14 protein-coding genes are annotated in these 17018 nt (G+C 74.0%); 8 read left to right on the top strand and 6 right to left on the bottom strand.

Translation table 11 applies throughout. The features are described 5' to 3' along the window. Nucleotides 1-3: 3 nt before the first annotated feature. The 5 genes from trpM (at nt 4) to lgt (ending at nt 4684) form a co-directional block, all read left to right on the top strand. A complete protein-coding gene (gene trpM, locus EF903_RS34720) occupies nt 4-183 on the top strand; it encodes a tryptophan biosynthesis modulator TrpM (RefSeq protein ID WP_125543618.1) in 180 nt (59 codons plus the stop codon). Nucleotides 184-388: 205 nt separating this feature from the next. After that, nucleotides 389-1636 carry a tryptophan synthase subunit beta gene (gene trpB / locus EF903_RS14390; RefSeq protein ID WP_125543616.1) on the top strand — a complete coding sequence of 416 codons (1248 nt, stop codon included), beginning with the start codon at nt 389-391 and terminating at the stop codon, nt 1634-1636. Continuing rightward, complete coding sequence (gene trpA, locus EF903_RS14385; protein WP_125543615.1) at nt 1633-2448, top strand: tryptophan synthase subunit alpha; 816 nt, start codon at nt 1633-1635, stop codon at nt 2446-2448. The genes trpB and trpA overlap by 4 nt, the downstream gene beginning before the upstream one ends. A 103-nt stretch (nt 2449-2551) precedes the next feature. Next, on the top strand, nt 2552-3487 hold the full coding sequence (locus EF903_RS14380; protein WP_125543614.1) for a thioredoxin domain-containing protein: 936 nt from the start codon (nt 2552-2554) through the stop codon (nt 3485-3487). A gap of 93 nt (nt 3488-3580) precedes the next feature. Then, the gene (lgt, locus tag EF903_RS14375) at nt 3581-4684 is read left to right on the top strand and encodes a prolipoprotein diacylglyceryl transferase (protein ID WP_125543613.1); all 1104 of its coding nucleotides are present in this window, start codon (nt 3581-3583) and stop codon (nt 4682-4684) included. A gap of 85 nt (nt 4685-4769) precedes the next feature. On the opposite strand, the gene EF903_RS14370 is transcribed toward lgt, so the two are convergent. Both EF903_RS14370 and rbsK read right to left on the bottom strand, forming a co-directional pair. Continuing rightward, a complete protein-coding gene (locus tag EF903_RS14370) occupies nt 4770-5597 on the bottom strand; it encodes a CoA ester lyase (protein ID WP_125543612.1) in 828 nt (275 codons plus the stop codon). Between the two features lie 190 nt (nt 5598-5787). Further along, nucleotides 5788-6702: a ribokinase gene (gene rbsK / locus EF903_RS14365; RefSeq protein ID WP_125543611.1), complete on the bottom strand. Its 915-nt coding sequence runs from the start codon at nt 6700-6702 to the stop codon at nt 5788-5790. 439 nt (nt 6703-7141) lie between these two features. Here rbsK and EF903_RS14360 point away from each other — a divergent pair, with 439 nt between their 5' ends. The 3 genes from EF903_RS14360 to EF903_RS14350 all read left to right on the top strand — a co-directional run bounded on the left by EF903_RS14360 (nt 7142) and on the right by EF903_RS14350 (nt 14254). Next, nucleotides 7142-7873, top strand: a complete 732-nt coding sequence (locus EF903_RS14360; RefSeq protein WP_125543610.1) for a VIT1/CCC1 transporter family protein — start codon at nt 7142-7144, stop codon at nt 7871-7873. A gap of 386 nt (nt 7874-8259) precedes the next feature. Then, nucleotides 8260-12801, top strand: a complete 4542-nt coding sequence (gene gltB, locus EF903_RS14355) for a glutamate synthase large subunit (protein ID WP_185902659.1) — start codon at nt 8260-8262, stop codon at nt 12799-12801. Further along, entirely contained in the window at nt 12794-14254 is a 1461-nt protein-coding gene (locus EF903_RS14350) for a glutamate synthase subunit beta (RefSeq protein ID WP_125543608.1), read from the top strand. Before gltB ends, EF903_RS14350 begins: the two co-directional genes overlap by 8 nt. A gap of 201 nt (nt 14255-14455) precedes the next feature. Here the strand turns inward: EF903_RS14350 and EF903_RS14345 are convergent, their stop codons facing one another. The 4 genes from EF903_RS14345 to EF903_RS14330 form a co-directional block, all read right to left on the bottom strand. After that, a complete protein-coding gene (locus EF903_RS14345; protein ID WP_260615276.1) occupies nt 14456-14881 on the bottom strand; it encodes a hypothetical protein in 426 nt (141 codons plus the stop codon). Nucleotides 14882-14990: 109 nt separating this feature from the next. Beyond that, nucleotides 14991-15497, bottom strand: coding sequence for a pyridoxamine 5'-phosphate oxidase family protein (locus tag EF903_RS14340; RefSeq protein ID WP_125543607.1), 507 nt, complete (start codon nt 15495-15497; stop codon nt 14991-14993). A gap of 36 nt (nt 15498-15533) precedes the next feature. After that, nucleotides 15534-16262 (bottom strand): VWA domain-containing protein, encoded by a 729-nt coding sequence (locus EF903_RS14335; RefSeq protein WP_125543606.1) that lies wholly within the window; start codon nt 16260-16262, stop codon nt 15534-15536. A gap of 66 nt (nt 16263-16328) precedes the next feature. Then, nucleotides 16329-17018 (bottom strand): acyl-CoA dehydrogenase family protein (locus tag EF903_RS14330; protein WP_125543605.1); only part of this gene is annotated, 690 nt, incomplete at its 5' end.

The following is a 17018-nucleotide window of genomic DNA, read 5'->3' as shown; positions in this document are numbered from 1 at the left end:
CGCGTGGGCCGCCGCCCGGCCCCCGGCGTGCCGACGGCCCACGCGCCCCTGGCGCGCGGCTGCCGCCCCCGCGGCTGCCGCGCCCCGGCCCGGCGCGTCCACGGGCGGCGGGTCCGGTACGTCATCGGCTCCGAGCCCGGGCAGGTCAACGGCATGCGATGGCGCCGCGGGGAAGCGCCGTAGGACGGACGGGACGACCCGTGCGGCAGCAGCCGTACGGCCCCCTCCGGCACACCCCTGCGCCCCGACGGCCCCGACGGCCCTCCGCGCGCACGGGACCCGCACCGCACGCACCCGCACCCCGAAGGGTGTGGTGTGCCCGTCGCGGGCGGGCGGCGCCATACGGTGACAACCATCCGCCGCACCGCACACTCCAGGAGTTGCCGGCATGTCCAGCGCCACTGACTTCTTCATCCCGGACCCGGAAGGCCGCGTCCCCAACGCCGAGGGCTACTTCGGCGACTTCGGCGGCAAGTTCATCCCGGAGGCCCTCGTCGCCGCCGTGGACGAGGTCGCCGTCGAGTACGAGAAGGCGAAGAACGACCCCGCCTTCGCGGCCGAGCTCAACGACCTCATGGTCAACTACACCGGCCGCCCCAGCGCGCTGACCGAGGTGCCCCGCTTCGCCGGGCACGCAGGCGGCGCCCGCATCTTCCTCAAGCGCGAGGACCTCAACCACACCGGCTCGCACAAGATCAACAACGTGCTGGGCCAGGCCCTCCTCACCAAGCGCATGGGCAAGACCCGCGTCATCGCCGAGACCGGCGCAGGCCAGCACGGCGTGGCCACCGCCACCGCCTGCGCCCTCTTCGGCCTCGACTGCACCATCTACATGGGCGAGATCGACACCCGGCGGCAGGCCCTTAACGTGGCCCGCATGCGGATGCTGGGCGCCGAGGTCATCGCCGTGAAGTCCGGGTCCCGCACCCTCAAGGACGCCATCAACGAGGCGTTCCGGGACTGGGTCGCCAACGTCGACCGCACCCACTACCTCTTCGGGACCGTCGCCGGCCCGCACCCCTTCCCCGCCATGGTCCGCGACTTCCACCGCGTCATCGGCGTCGAGGCCCGCCGCCAGATCCTGGAGCGCACCGGCCGCCTGCCCGACGCCGTCGCCGCCTGCGTCGGCGGCGGCTCCAACGCCATCGGCCTCTTCCACGCCTTCCTCCCCGACACCGGCGTCCGCCTCGTCGGCTTCGAGCCCGCCGGCCACGGCGTCGAGACCGGCGAGCACGCGGCGACCCTCACCGCCGGCGAGCCCGGCATCCTGCACGGCTCCCGCTCCTACGTCCTCCAGGACGACGAGGGCCAGATCACCGAGCCGTACTCGATCTCCGCCGGCCTGGACTACCCCGGCATCGGCCCGGAGCACTCCTTCCTCAAGGACACCGGCCGCGGCGAGTACCGCGCGGTCACCGACGACGCCGCCATGCAGGCCCTGCGCCTGCTCTCGCGCACCGAGGGCATCATCCCCGCCATCGAGTCGGCCCACGCCCTCGCCGGCGCCCTCGACCTCGGCCGCGAACTCGGCCCCGACGGACTCGTCGTGGTCAACCTGTCCGGCCGCGGCGACAAGGACATGGACACCGCCGCCCGCTACTTCGGGCTGTACGACGCCGAGGGGGAGTCGAAGTGAGCAAGGGCAACATCCGGCTGCTGGGCGACACCCTCGCCAAGGCCAAGGCGGAGGACCGCGCCGCCCTGGTCGCCTACCTCCCGGCCGGCTTCCCGACCGTCGACGGCGGCATCGAGGCCGTCAAGGCCGTCATCGCCGGCGGCGCCGACATCGTCGAGGTCGGCCTCCCGCACAGCGACCCGGTCCTCGACGGCGCCGTCATCCAGACCGCCGACGACATCGCGCTGCGGGGCGGCGTCCGGATCGCCGACGTGCTGCGCACGGTCCGCGAGGCGCACGAGGCGACCGGCGCGCCGGTGCTGGTCATGACGTACTGGAACCCGATCGACCGCTACGGCCCGGAGCGGTTCGCCGCCGAGCTGGCCGAGGCGGGCGGCGCCGGCTGCATCCTGCCCGACCTGCCCGTCCAGGAGTCCGCCCTGTGGCGGGAGCACGCCGACAAGCACGGCCTCGCGACCGTCTTCGTCGTCGCCCCCAGCAGCAAGGACGCCCGCCTCGCCACGATCACCGCGGCCGGCTCGGGCTTCGTCTACGCCGCCTCCCTCATGGGCGTCACCGGGACCCGGGAGTCCGTCGGCAACGAGGCGCAGGAGCTGGTCCGCCGCACCCGCGCCACCACGGAGCTGCCGGTCTGCGTCGGGCTCGGCGTCTCCAACGCCGTGCAGGCCAAGGAGGTCGCCGGCTTCGCCGACGGGGTGATCGTCGGCTCGGCGTTCGTGAAGCTGCTGCTGGACGCGCCGGACCTGCCGGCCGGGCTCGCGGCCGTGCGGGCGCTGGCGGGCGAACTTGCGGAAGGCGTACGCAGGAGCTGACGCGGGGCCCGTCCCGGAAGGGTTCTGTAGCCCGATCGGGTGGATCTGGGAGCAGGGAGGCACGGGAGTGCCTCCCTGCTTCGTTTGCCCGACCGTGAGCGAGATGAACGACGGTGCGAACCGCGAAGCGAAGAACCGATCGGCCCGCGAGCGCCTCCAGGCCGAGCGCGAGCGGCAGAAGAAGAAGGACAAGCGCCGGCGGACGCTCGTCGTGGCGACGGCCGTGGTCGGCGTCCTCGGCCTGGCGGCGGTCGTCGGCCTGATCGCGGCCAACACCGGCAAGGACAGCGCGGCCGGCGGCCCCGTCACCGCGCCCTCCGGGGCCACCGGCGAGGACTCCCTCGCCATCCGGACGGGCAGCGCCGAGGCCCCGTCCACGCTGGTCGTGTGGGAGGACTTCCGCTGCCCGGCCTGCAAGAACTTCGAGACCATGTACAAGGACACGGTCCACGAGCTGGAGGCCAAGGGCCTGCTCAAGACCGACTACCACCTGGTCACCCTGATCGACGGGAACATGGGCGGCAGCGGCTCGCTCAAGAGCGCCAACGCGGCCGCCTGCGCCCAGGACGCCGGGAAGTTCACCGAGTACCACGACGTGCTGTTCGAGAACCAGCCGCCCGAGCCGGACGACGCCTACGGCAAGAACGCCAAGCTGCTGGAGCTGGCGGGCAAGGTGCCCGGCCTCGACACCGCCGAGTTCCGCGCGTGCGTGGAGAACGGGACCCACGAGAGCTGGGTCGGCAAGTCCTTCGAGGCCTTCCGGGCCGGGAAGTTCCGCGGCACCCCGACGGTGCTGCTGAACGGCAAGGACGTGATGACCGAGCAGATCACCCCGCAGAAGATGAAGGAGATCGTCGAGGCCGCGGCGAAGGGCGGCGGCACCGCGAGCGCCTCCCCGGCCGCCTCGGGATCGCCGTCCGCGGCGGGGGCGCCGGCCTCGAAGGCCCCGAAGGCGAAGGGCTCCGCCTCCGCCTCGCGCTCGGCGTCGCCCTCGGCGCCGGCCCGCGGCACGGACGCGCTGGGGGCCGCCCGGGAGTGAGCCCGCCCGGCGGACACGAGGTGTCGATTTGATGGCGGGAACGCCGGGCGGGTTGCCGTGCGCACCGCCCGGCAGGGTAGCGTCGGACCTGCCATGGAACTTGCCTACATTCCCAGTCCGTCGACCGGTGTGGTCCACCTCGGGCCGATCCCGCTGCGCGGCTACGCGTTCTGCATCATCATCGGCGTCTTCGCCGCCGTCTGGCTCGGCAACAAGCGCTGGATCGCGCGCGGAGGAAAGCCGGGCACCGTCGCGGACATCGCCGTGTGGGCGGTTCCGTTCGGCCTGGTCGGCGGCCGCCTCTACCACGTGATCACCGACTACCAGCTCTACTTCGGCGAAGGCCGCAACTGGGTCGACGCCTTCAAGATCTGGGAGGGCGGCCTCGGCATCTGGGGCGCCATCGCGCTCGGCGCGGTCGGCGCCTGGATCGGCTGCCGCCTGCGGGGCATCCCGCTGCCCGCCTGGGCCGACGCCCTCGCCCCCGGCATCGCCATCGCCCAGGCCGTCGGCCGCTGGGGCAACTGGTTCAACCAGGAGCTGTACGGGCGCGCCACCGACCTGCCGTGGGCCGTCGAGATCAGCGACGGCCCGAACCGGGTCGGCGGCACCTACCACCCGACGTTCCTGTACGAGTCGCTGTGGTGCCTCGGCGTCGCCGCGCTCGTGATCTGGGCCGACCGGCGCTTCAAGCTGGGCCACGGCCGCGCCTTCGCCCTCTACGTCGCCGCGTACTGCGCGGGCCGCGCCTGGATCGAGTACATGCGGGTCGACGAGGCGCACCACATCCTCGGCCTGCGGCTGAACGTCTGGACCGCGATCGCCGTGTTCGTCCTGGCCGTCGTCTACTTCGCGGTCTCCGCGAAGCTGCGGCCGGGCCGCGAGGAGGTCGTCGAGCCGGACCGCGGCCCCGCCGCCTCCGACCCGGCGGCCGCCGCGAAGCCGGCCGGCGCCGAGGACGCGGCGCAGGCCGCCGGCGCCGCGTCCGCCGAGGCGAAGGGCGCCGAAGCGAAGGCCGCCGCGGCCGGGGCCGCCGAGGCGAAGCCCGGCGAGCCGCGGGACGCGGGCGCCGCGGCCCCCGCCGCCGAGCCGGCGGCGACGCCGAAGGCGGACCTCGCCAAGCCGGCCGCCGCCGCGGAGAAGGCCCCCGCCCAGGCCGGCGGCGCGGCCGACGCGCCCGGGGCCGACACGCTCTGACCCGGACACCCGCAGGATCCGCCCGCAGGGGCGCCGCGCAGGCAGCGCGGCGCCCCTGCGGCCTTTCCGCCGGCGGCCGCGCCGCTCAGGACGGCAGCCGCACCGGTGCCTCACGGCGCGACAGCGCCACGACCCGCTCCGCGACCGCCAGCGCCGCCGCGTCCACGAACCGCCCGTCGGGCAGGACCGCCGCCCCCGGGTTGCGGCGGGCCGCGGCCACGACCTCCTCCGCGGCGCCGAGCTCCTCCGGCCCCGGCAGGTAGGCCCGCTCGATCACCGGGAGCTGGCGCGGGTGGATCGCCGCCCGGCCGAGGAAGCCCAGCCTCCGCCCGCGGGCGCAGGAGGCGGCGAGCGCCTCCAGGTCCCGGATGTCGGGGAAGACGGACTGGGCGGGCGGCGCCAGCCCGGCCGCCCGCGCGGCGACCACCACCCGCGACCGCGGCCAGTCCAGGCCCTCCTCGCTCCCGCACCCGAGATCGGCGCGCAGATCGGCCTCGCCCAGGGCGAGCCCGCGCAGGGCGGGGTGCGCGCGGGCGATCTCGTACGCCCGCTCCACGCCCAGCGCCGACTCCAGCAGCGCGTACAGCGCCACCCCGCCCGTCCGCTCGGCGACCCGTACGACCTGCTCCGGCGAGGTGACCTTCGGCAGCCGCAACCCGGCGAGGCCGAGCAGCCCGGCCAGGGCGGCCAGGTCCGCACCCGCCCAGGGGGAGTCGAGGGCGTTGACGCGTACGTACACCGGCACCGGCGGCCGCTCGGCGAGCAGCTCCGCGGTGGCCGCGCGGGCGTACTCCTTGCGGGAGGCAGGCACGGCGTCCTCCAGGTCGACGATGACGGCGTCGGCGCCGCAGTGCAGCGCCTTGGCCACCGAGTCCTGGTGGTCGCCGCGCGCATAGAGCCAGGTCAGGATCACAGGGCCCCTTCCTTCCGGAGCGTGCCGGCCGCGGCGCCGGAGCCGCGGGGCGGCGGGGCGGCGAGGGGCCCGGCGGACAGCGCCGCGAGATCCGGCGCCCGCTGGCCGGCGAGCGGCCCGGCGCGCCCGCCGCCGTGCCCGTCCGGCGGGCGGTCTGCGCCCGGCCCACCGGGGTCCGGTGGGGGCGGCTTCACGGCCGCGGCCCGGCGGCGAACGCCGCGAAGGCGGCGTCGGCCGCGGCGCGGTCCGGCATGGCGTCCTGCGCGCCCGGCCGCTGCACCGACAGCGCCGCGGCCGCCGCCGCCCAGGCCATCGCCTCCCGCATCGGGCGCCCCTCGCCCAGTGCCACCGCCAGCGCCCCGGCGAAGGTGTCCCCGGCGGCCGTGGTGTCCACCGCCCCGACCCGCGGCGCGGGCACCGCGTACGGCTCCTGCCCCCGGGCGGCGTGCAGGGCGCCGGCCGCGCCGAGGGTGACGACCACCTCGGGGAACCGCTCCAGCAGCGCGGCCGCCGCCTGGCGGGGGTCCGTCAGCCCGGTCAGGGCGGCCGCCTCGTGCTCGTTGGGGACGAGCAGGTCGACCGCGTCCGGCAGGTCCGGGGGCAGCGGCTGCACCGGCGCCGGCGTCAGCACCGTCCGCACCCCGTGCGCCCGCGCCGCGCGGGCCGCGGCCGCCACCGCGGACAGCGGCACCTCCAGTTGCAGCAGCAGCGTCCCCGACGCGGCGATCCGCTCCTCGTCGCCGGACTCCAGCCCGGTGACGAGCCCGTTGGCGCCGGGGACCACGATGATGCTGTTGCCGCCCTCGTCGTCCACGGTGATGTGGGCCGTCCCGCTGGCGCCCTCCACGGTGCGCAGGCCGCAGGTGTCGACGCCGGCCGCGGTGAGCGCGGAGCGCAGCCGTACGCCGAACGCGTCCGCGCCGACCGCGCCGATCATCGCCACGCGCGCCCCGAGGCGGGCCGCGGCCACGGCCTGGTTGGCGCCCTTGCCGCCGGGGGCGGTGCGGAACTCGCGGCCGGTGACGGTCTCCCCGAGCCGGGGGGCCTTGGGGACGTAGGCGACGAGGTCCATGTTCGTGCTGCCGAGAACGGTGATGGCCGTCATGGGCGGGCTGCCTCCTGTGCGGTGAGCCGGGCGGGGGTGCCGAAGCCGATCCCGTCGAGGCCGGCGTCGGGGTGAGGGCGGTGTCGGGGACGGAGCGGACCCGGTGGCGGTGACGGTACCGGGAGTGCAGCCGGTCGGTGGCGGGCAGTGCGGCGCGGACCGCGGAGGCGGGGGCATGCAGCGGCCGGTTCCATGGCGTGCCTCTCCACTGGAGGGGGCGTCGTGACCCCTAGGGGGATTTCTGCCATGGAGTGCGGTTTGTCGGTCGTCGCGAAACACCCCGTCCGCACGGGCGTCACCCGGTCGCCGAACCTCAAAACCCCAGGTAAGTACGGCCTTCCTTGCTGGCGGGCAGCCGAAATCGTGCGTAGTTTCGAGGTGTTCGGGGGGAGCGGACCGTCTCACGGCCCCCATGGGTACAAAAGGGGAGAAGAGCCGCATGTCCATCATCGACACCGAAGCGCCGCTGCACACCGCGCACCGCGACAACCACACCCACCGCGACGTCAACGGCGGATGGCTGCGCCCGGCGGTCTTCGGCGCGATGGACGGCCTCGTCTCCAACCTCGCGCTGATGACCGGCGTGGCAGGCGGCGCCGCCGCCCCCGCCGGCATCGTGATCGCGGGACTGGCCGGGCTCGCCGCCGGCGCGTTCTCCATGGCCGCGGGCGAGTACACCTCCGTCGCCTCGCAGCGCGAACTCGTCCTCGCCGAACTCGACGTCGAGCGGCAGCAGCTGCGCAAGCACCCGGTCGACGAGATGGAGGAGCTCGCCGAGCTGTACGTCTCCCGCGGCGTCGAGCCGGCCCTCGCCCGCGAGGTCGCCATGCAGCTCTCCCGCGACCCCGAGCAGGCGCTGGAGATCCATGCCCGCGAGGAACTCGGCATCGACCCCGACGACCTGCCCTCGCCGCTGGTCGCCGCCGCCTCCTCCTTCGGCTCGTTCGCGCTCGGCGCCCTGCTGCCCGTCCTGCCCTACCTGCTCGGCGCGACCGCCCTGTGGCCCGCCGTCCTGCTCGCCCTGGCCGGGCTCTTCGCCTGCGGCGCCGTCGTCTCCCGGGTCACCACCCGCTCCTGGTGGTACAGCGGCCTGCGGCAGCTGCTCCTGGGTGGCGCGGCCGCCGGTGTGACGTACATCCTGGGAACCTGGATCGGCGGGGCCATAGGCTGAGCGCCCTGTCGATGAGACACTATGCAGCGCACCACATAAGTAGTTCATTACCCGGCGGTTTCGATTCCGTGTCCGCCGGGCATCACACCGGGGCGCGCCGGGCAACGATGCCCGTTTCCGCGTCGGGGCCCCCGCCCCCGCCGGCACCCTTCCACACGCCTCGCAGCAGCGCGGGGAACCCCGTACCCCGCCTCGTGCACTGTCCGCATGGTGAAACGCCGTATCCGGTTCGCAAGATTGCGGTCATCATGTAACCTGCACGAAATTTCGCAGAGGGCCAACGTCGTCCCTCGGCCATGCACAATGCCACGACGACGACGGGAGAGCCGATGCGTTCCGCATCCACGCACTCCGCGACCGGCCCCAGCAGCACCGCCTGGTCGCCCATGGACGGTCGCCCCGCCCCCCAGGGCATGTACGACCCGCGCAACGAGAAGGACGCCTGCGGCGTCGGTTTCGTGGCGAACCTCACCGGCGAGGCCACCCACGCGCTGGTCGAGCAGGCGCTGACCGTACTGCGGAACCTCGAGCACCGCGGCGCCACCGGCTCCGAGCCCGACTCCGGCGACGGCGCCGGCATCCTCAGCCAGGTCCCCGACGCGTTCCTGCGCGAGGTCGCCGGCTTCGAGCTCCCCGAGGCCGGCGCATACGCCGTCGGCATCGCCTTCCTCCCCGCCGACGGCACCGCACAGGCCGCCGCAGTGGAGCAGATCGAGGCCATCGCCGCCGAAGAGGGCCTGACCGTCCTCGGCTGGCGCGAGGTCCCCGTCACCCCCGACCTCCTCGGCAACGGCGCCCGCGCCACCATGCCGGCCTTCTCCCAGCTCTTCGTCGCCGACGGCGCGAGCACCGGCATCGCCCTGGACCGCAAGGCCTTCGTGCTGCGCAAGCGCGCCGAGCGCGAGGCCGCCACCTACTTCCCGTCGCTGTCCGCCCGGACCATCGTCTACAAGGGCATGCTCACCACGGGCCAGCTGGAGCCGTTCTTCCCGGACCTCTCCGACCGCCGCTTCGCCTCGGCGCTCGCCCTGGTCCACTCCCGGTTCTCCACCAACACCTTCCCGTCGTGGCCGCTGGCCCACCCGTACCGGTTCGTCGCCCACAACGGCGAGATCAACACGGTCAAGGGCAACCGGAACTGGATGCGGGCCCGCGAGTCCCAGCTCGCCACCGACGCCTTCGGGCAGGGCGCCCTCGACCGGATCTTCCCGATCTGCACCCCGGACGCCTCCGACTCGGCCTCCTTCGACGAGGTCCTGGAGCTCCTCCACCTCGGCGGCCGCTCCCTGCCCCACGCGGTCCTGATGATGATCCCGGAGGCGTGGGAGAACCACACCTCCATGGACCCGGCCCGCCGCGCCTTCTACCAGTACCACTCCACGATGATGGAGCCCTGGGACGGCCCGGCCTGCGTCACCTTCACCGACGGCACCCAGGTCGGCGCCGTCCTCGACCGCAACGGCCTGCGCCCCGGCCGCTACTGGGTCACCGACGACGGCCTCGTCGTGCTCTCCTCCGAGGTCGGCGTCCTCGACATCGACCCCGCGAAGGTCGTCCGCAAGGGCCGCCTCCAGCCGGGCAGGATGTTCCTCGTCGACACCGCCCAGAACCGGATCATCGAGGACGACGAGATCAAGGCCGGCCTGGCCGCCGCCGCCCCCTACGCGGAGTGGCTGGAGTCCGGCGAGATCGAGCTCACCGACCTCCCCGAGCGCGAGCACATCGTCCACACCCACGCCTCGGTCACCCGCCGCCAGCAGACCTTCGGCTACACCGAGGAAGAGCTGCGCGTCATCCTCGCCCCGATGGCCCGCACCGGCGCCGAGCCGATCGGCTCCATGGGCACCGACTCGCCGATCGCCGCGCTCTCCGAGCGGCCCCGGCTCCTCTTCGACTACTTCACCCAGCTGTTCGCGCAGGTCACCAACCCGCCGCTGGACGCCATCCGCGAGGAGCTCGTCACCTCGCTGCTGTCCTCGCTGGGCCCGCAGGGCAACCTGCTGGAGCCGACCGCCGCGTCCTGCCGCAGCGTCACCCTGCCCTTCCCGGTCATCGACAACGACGAGCTGGCCAAGCTCATCCACATCAACGCCGACGGCGACATGCCCGGCATGAAGGCGGCCACCCTCTCCGGCCTCTACCGGGTCTCCGGCGGCGCCGACGCGCTCGCCGCCCGCATCGCCGAGATCCGCTCCGAGGCAGACGCGGCCATCGCGAACGGCGCCCGCCTGATCGTCCTGTCGGACCGCCACTCGGACGCCGAGCACGCGCCGATCCCGTCGCTGCTGCTGACCGCCGCCGTCCACCACCACCTCATCGCCACCAAGCAGCGCACCCAGGTCGGCCTGCTCGTCGAGGCCGGCGACGTCCGCGAGGTCCACCACGTCGCCCTGCTCATCGGCTACGGCGCCGCCGCCGTCAACCCGTACCTGGCCATGGAGTCCGTCGAGGACCTGCTGCGCGCCGGCACGTTCATCGAGGGCATCGAGCCCGAGAAGGCCATCCGGAACCTGATCTACGCCCTCGGCAAGGGCGTCCTGAAGGTCATGTCCAAGATGGGCATCTCCACCGTCGCCTCCTACCGCGGCGCCCAGGTCTTCGAGGCCGTCGGCCTCGACGAGGAGTTCGTCGCGACGTACTTCCAGGGCACCGCCACCAAGATCGGCGGCGCCGGCCTCGACGTCATCGCCAAGGAGGTCGCCGCCCGCCACGCCAAGGCCTACCCGGCCTCCGGCACCTCCGCCGCGCACCGCGCGCTGGAGATCGGCGGCGAGTACCAGTGGCGCCGCGAGGGCGAGCCGCACCTGTTCGACCCGGAGACCGTCTTCCGGCTCCAGCACGCCACCCGCAACCGCCGGTACGACATCTTCAAGCAGTACACGGACCGGGTGAACGAGCAGTCCGAGCGCCTCATGACGCTCCGCGGCCTCTTCGGCTTCAGGAGCGACCGCCCCTCCGTCCCGCTGGACGAGGTCGAGCCGGTCTCCGAGATCGTCAAGCGGTTCTCCACCGGCGCCATGTCGTACGGCTCCATCTCCAAGGAGGCGCACGAGACCCTCGCCATCGCCATGAACCAGCTCGGCGGCAAGTCCAACACCGGCGAGGGCGGCGAGGACCCCGAGCGCCTGTACGACCCGGCGCGCCGCTCGGCGATCAAGCAGGTCGCCTCCGGCCGCTTCGGCGTCACCTCGGAGTACCTCGTCAACGCCGACGACATCCAGATCAAGATGGCGCAGGGCGCCAAGCCCGGCGAGGGCGGCCAGCTGCCCGGCCACAAGGTGTACCCGTGGGTCGCCAAGACCCGCCACTCCACCCCGGGCGTCGGCCTGATCTCCCCGCCGCCGCACCACGACATCTACTCCATCGAGGACCTCGCCCAGCTCATCCACGACCTGAAGAACGCCAACCCGGCGGCCCGCATCCACGTGAAGCTGGTCTCCGAGGTCGGCGTCGGCACGGTCGCCGCGGGCGTCTCCAAGGCCCACGCGGACGTCGTCCTGATCTCCGGCCACGACGGCGGCACCGGTGCCTCGCCGCTGACCTCGCTCAAGCACGCGGGCGGCCCCTGGGAGCTCGGCCTCGCCGAGACCCAGCAGACGCTGCTGCTGAACGGGCTGCGCGACCGGATCGTCGTCCAGACCGACGGCCAGCTCAAGACCGGCCGCGACGTCGTCATCGCCGCGCTGCTCGGCGCCGAGGAGTTCGGCTTCGCGACCGCGCCGCTCGTCGTCTCCGGCTGCGTCATGATGCGCGTCTGCCACCTGGACACCTGCCCCGTCGGCATCGCCACCCAGAACCCGGTGCTGCGCGAGCGCTTCTCCGGCAAGGCCGAATTCGTCGTCAACTTCTTCGAGTTCATCGCCGAAGAGGTCCGCGAACTCCTCGCCGAGCTGGGCTTCCGCTCGATCGAGGAGGCCGTCGGCCACGCCGAGCTCCTCGACACCGACCAGGCCGTCACGCACTGGAAGGCACAGGGCCTCGACCTCGCGCCGCTCTTCCACGTGCCCGACCTGCCCGAGGGCGCGGTCCGCCACGCCCTCATCGCCCAGGACCACGGCCTGGAGAAGGCCCTCGACAACGAGCTGATCGAGCTCGCCGCCGACGCCCTGAACGCGGCGACGGCCGAGGAGGCCCAGCCGGTCCGGGCCCAGGTCGCCATCCGCAACATCAACCGGACCGTCGGCACGATGCTCGGCCACGAGGTCACGAAGAGGTTCGGCGGTGCGGGCCTGCCCGACGACACCATCGACCTGACCTTCACCGGATCCGCCGGCCAGTCCTTCGGCGCGTTCCTGCCCAAGGGCGTCACGCTCCGCCTGGAGGGCGACGCCAACGACTACGTCGGCAAGGGCCTCTCCGGCGGCCGCATCGTGGTCCGCCCCGACCGCGGCGCCGACCACCTCGCCGAGTACTCCACCATCGCCGGCAACACCATCGGCTACGGCGCCACCGGCGGGGAGATGTTCCTGCGCGGCCGCACCGGCGAGCGGTTCTGCGTCCGCAACTCCGGCGCCCTCGTCGTCTCCGAGGGCGTGGGCGACCACGGCTGCGAGTACATGACCGGCGGCACGGCCGTCGTCCTCGGCGAGACCGGCCGCAACTTCGCGGCGGGCATGTCCGGCGGCGTCGCCTACGTCGTCGACCTCGACCGGGACAACGTCAACGCCGGCAACCTGGGGGCCGTCGAGGACCTCACGGACGAGGACCGGCAGTGGCTGCACGACGTGGTGCGCCGCCACCAGGAGGAGACCGGCTCGACGGTGGCCGCGAAGCTCCTCGCCGACTGGTCCGCCGCCGCGGACCGCTTCAGCAAGATCATCCCGACCACGTACAAGGCAGTGCTCGCCGCCAAGGACGCCGCTGAGCGGGCCGGACTCTCCGAGTCCGAGACCACCGAGAAGATGATGGAGGCGGCGACCCATGGCTGACCCGAAGGGCTTCCTCACCACCGAGCGCGCGACCGCCTGCTCCCGTCCCGTCGCCGAGCGCGTCAAGGACTGGAACGAGGTCTACGTCCCCGGCTCGCTCCTGCCGATCATCAGCAAGCAGGCCGGCCGCTGCATGGACTGCGGCATCCCGTTCTGCCACAACGGCTGCCCGCTCGGGAACCTGATCCCCGAGTGGAACGACTACGCCTACCGCGAGGACTGGTCGGCGGCGTCGGAGCGGCTGCACGCCACGAACAACTTCCCGGAGTTCACCGGCCGCCTCTGCCCGGCCCCCTGCGAGTCGGCGTGCGTCCTCGGCATCAACCAGCCGGCCGTCACCATCAAGAACGTCGAGGTCTCGATCATCGACAAGGCGTGGGACAACGGCGGCGTCGCCCCGCAGATCCCCGAGCGCCTCTCCGGCAAGACCGCCGCCGTCATCGGCTCCGGGCCCGCCGGCCTGGCCGCGGCCCAGCAGCTGACCCGGGCCGGCCACACCGTCGTCGTCTACGAGCGCGCCGACCGCGTCGGCGGCCTGCTGCGCTACGGCATCCCCGAGTTCAAGATGGAGAAGGTGCACATCAACCGCCGCATCGAGCAGATGCGCGCGGAAGGCACCAAGTTCCGCACCGGCGTCGAGGTCGGCCGCGACATCACCGCCGGCGACCTGCGCAAGCGGTTCGACGCCGTCGTCATCGCCGCCGGCGCGACCGTCTCCCGCGACCTGCCGGTCCCCGGCCGCGAACTCGGCGGCATCCACTTCGCGATGGAGTACCTGCCGCTCGCGAACAAGGTGCAGGAGGGCGACTTCGTCGCCCCGCCCATCACCGCCGAGGGCAAGCACGTCGTCGTGATCGGCGGCGGCGACACCGGCGCGGACTGCGTGGGCACCGCCCACCGCCAGGGCGCGCTCTCCGTCACCCAGCTGGAGATCATGCCGCGGCCCGGCGAGGAGCGGAACGCCAACCAGCCCTGGCCGACCTTCCCGATGCTCTACAAGGTCACCTCCGCCCACGAGGAGGGCGGCGAGCGGGTCTACTCCGTCTCCACCACCCGCTTCGAGGGCGACGAGGACGGCAACGTCAAGGCCCTCCACCTCGTCGAGGTCGAGTTCACGGGCGGCAAGCTGGTCCAGAAGCCCGGCACCGAGCGGTCCATCCCGGCCCAGCTGGTCACCCTCGCGATGGGCTTCACCGGCACCGACCGGTCCAACGGCCTGGTCGAGCAGTTCGGCCTGGAACTGGACGAGCGCGGCAACATCGCCCGCGACGCCTCCTACGCCACCAACGTCGACGGCGTCTTCGTCGCCGGCGACGCCGGCCGCGGCCAGTCCCTGATCGTGTGGGCCATCGCGGAGGGCCGCTCGGCCGCACGCGGCGTCGACTGCTACCTGACCGGCAGCAGCACCCTGCCCTACCCGGTCAAGCCGACCGACCGCGCCCTGACGGTCTGACCCCCGCCGCCCGGCCCGGAGCGCACCCCGGGCCGGGCGCCGCACCACCGCGCGGACCCGCGCACACCCCTCCCGGAGCGGAGGACCCCTCATACGGCCCGTACAACGGCGTACGGAAACCCGGCACGGCGCCCGCCATGTCCTCGACCAAGGATGGCGGGCGCCGTGGTGCGCGCGGGCCCGCGGCCGCGAAGGGCTGCCCTACTCGGGCTGCACCACCGTCGCGCCCCAGCGTATGGACGCGGACGAAGCCGTCACCGCCGCCCCGAAGCCGCCGTGCAGGCCGGTCCCCAGCGGGACCGTCACGCGGGCCGGGCTGCCGGCCGGGCAGTCCAGGGTGAAGGGGGCCGGATCGCGGTCGGGGTGCTCGTCGAGCCGGAAGGCGACCTCGATGCTGCCGCCGCCCTCGCAGGCGAACGTCGCGTACGTGTCCAGCCCGGCGTACAGGCCGCCCGAGACGAAACCGCCGGACCCCCACTGCTCCGGAACCCAGATCAGCCCGTCCGGGCCGGGGTGGCCGATCAGTTCCTCCTGTGCCGAGGCCTGGCCCGCCCCGACGGTCAGGGCCAGTGCCCCCGCCACCGCCGCCACCGCAACGGCCTTGCGGCCCCTCACCATGCGCCTCATCGCTCCCCCTTCGAATCGCGGGCCGGTCAGGCCCCACCCGTACGAGGCTAGACGCCGCCACTGACAACCGGCGGGCCCCGAGGCGCCGCACAGGCGGGGTCTGCGCTTCCTACGCCGGATCCTCGCGCGGCGGTTCGTCGTCGTCGCCCCGGCGCAGCGTGTGCAGGCCGCCCTGCGGGGTCCAGGTGCGGATCACCAGCTCGTCGCCGTCCACCCCGACGTGCACCACCTCCGTCAGGTCCGCGTGGAACAGGTCGAAGGGGTGCGGGTTCTCCGTCTCCTCCGCGTACCGGTGCAGTTCCGGCGGGTCCACCAGCTCGATCGCCCGCCCCGAGACCCGCGCGTCCCCGTCGGGCATCGAATCGTCCGGCCCGGGGTTGCTGTGCAGCGCGAACCGCGGATCGCGCCGCAGGTCCCGCGCCTTGCGCGAGCCCTGCATCATGCCGAGCCACAGCTCGCCGCCGCGGATCTCGACATTCAGGCCGGCCAGCCGCGGAGAGCCGTCACTGCGGAGCGTGGCCAGGACGTGGTGGGGGTACTGGGCGAAGCGGGCCCGTACGGCCGCCGCGAACTCCGGCTCCCGCGCCTCGAACGCCGCCCAATTGTTCGTGGTCATACGCCCATCAAACCGCCCGAGCCCGCCCGACCCGCGTCAGGCGCGCACGATGCCCGCCGCCCGCGCCGCCGCCAGCCAGAACGGGAACTCCCCGAGCAGCCGGTCGTACAGCACCCGGTCCGGGACGGCCGCCGGGTCCGGCCCGGCGTGGAAGTAGCCGGCGTTGTCCACGACCCGCCGGGACGGCACGGGCAGGTCGTCCAGGCGGCGCAGGAAGTCGAACTGGCTGCTGTGCGTGTCGCCGAAGCCGATGAACTGCCAGAACAGCGGCAGCTTCGCCGCCTTGCACAGGTACGCCTCCGCGGCCCGCTTGTCGATCGGCCCGCCGTCCGTCTGGAAGACGACGAGCGCCGGCCGGCGCGTGCCCGCGTCCAGGTAGTGGTCGATGACCGCGTCCATCGCGGCGTGGTACGAGGTCTTGCCCATGTGCCCCAGGCGGGAGGCGATCTCGGCGACGCGCCCGGCGTGCCCGGCGAGCGGTATCTCCTCGACCGCGTCGACGTCCGTGGAGAAGAACACCACCGGGACCCGGCCGCCGTCGTCCAGGTGTGCCGACAGGCCCAGCACCCGGTCGGCGAGCGCCTGCACGGTGCCGTCCCGGTAGTACGGCCGCATCGACCCCGAGTAGTCGAGGACCAGGTAGACCGCGGCGCGTCCGCCCTCCAGTCCGTGCCCGCGGAGCGACGCCCCGGCGCTCTTGTACAGGTTCACCAGCGCCGGAGCGGTCCGTTCCATCTTGCGGAGGTCGATCGCACTGCCCGTCATGCGGCGAGCGTACGCGGGCCGGCGCCGGCCGTCCGGCGTACCCCCGGGTAGGCAGGGAGCAGCCCCTCACGGCGCCGGCGCGCCGCGGCGGGTGTGCGGCCAGGACCGCGCCACCGCCGCCCGGCACTCCGCGGGCGTGCCCCAGGCGTCCCGCAGCGGGCGGGCCTTGCGCAGCCACAGCGAGAGGTCCAGCTCCTCGGTGTAGCCGATCGCCCCGTGGACCTGCAGCGCCGTCAGGGCCGCCCCGTACGCGGCCCCGCCCGCCGCCAGCTTCGCCGCCGCGACCTCCGCCGCATCCAGCGACAGCGCCGCCGCCCACACCAGCGGCCGGGCGAACTCCAGCGCCAGCAGCGTGTCCGCCAGCCGGTGCTTGACCGCCTGGAAGGCGCCGATCGGCATCCCGAACTGGGTGCGCTGCCGCGCGTACCGCGCCGTCCGCTCCAGCAGCGCCTCCCCGACCCCGAGACACTGGGCCGCCGTCAGAAGCCGCGCCCAGTCGCCCGCGGCGCGGGCCGCGGCCAGGACGCCCGGTCCGGCCGCCAGCACCTCGCCGCCGCCCGGCACCAGGCGGGCCGGCCGGCGCGCCGGATCCGCCGACCGCAGGACGGCCGCGACGCCGACCGGCCGCGCGGCCTGCCGAAGGGCCGCCGCTGATGCGCTTCCTGCCGACCGAGGAGCAGACGGACTTCGCGCGGGCGGTGCGCGCCCTGCTGGCGGCCGCGGACGTGCCGGCGGCGGTACGGGCGTGGGCTGCGG

Origin of the sequence: Streptomyces sp. WAC05292 (assembly GCF_003949955.1) — a bacterium.
GTDB classification, from domain to species: domain Bacteria; phylum Actinomycetota; class Actinomycetes; order Streptomycetales; family Streptomycetaceae; genus Streptomyces; species Streptomyces globosus.
Note: the sequence above shows the minus strand (reverse complement) of the source record. Positions and strands in the feature narration are given on the sequence as shown.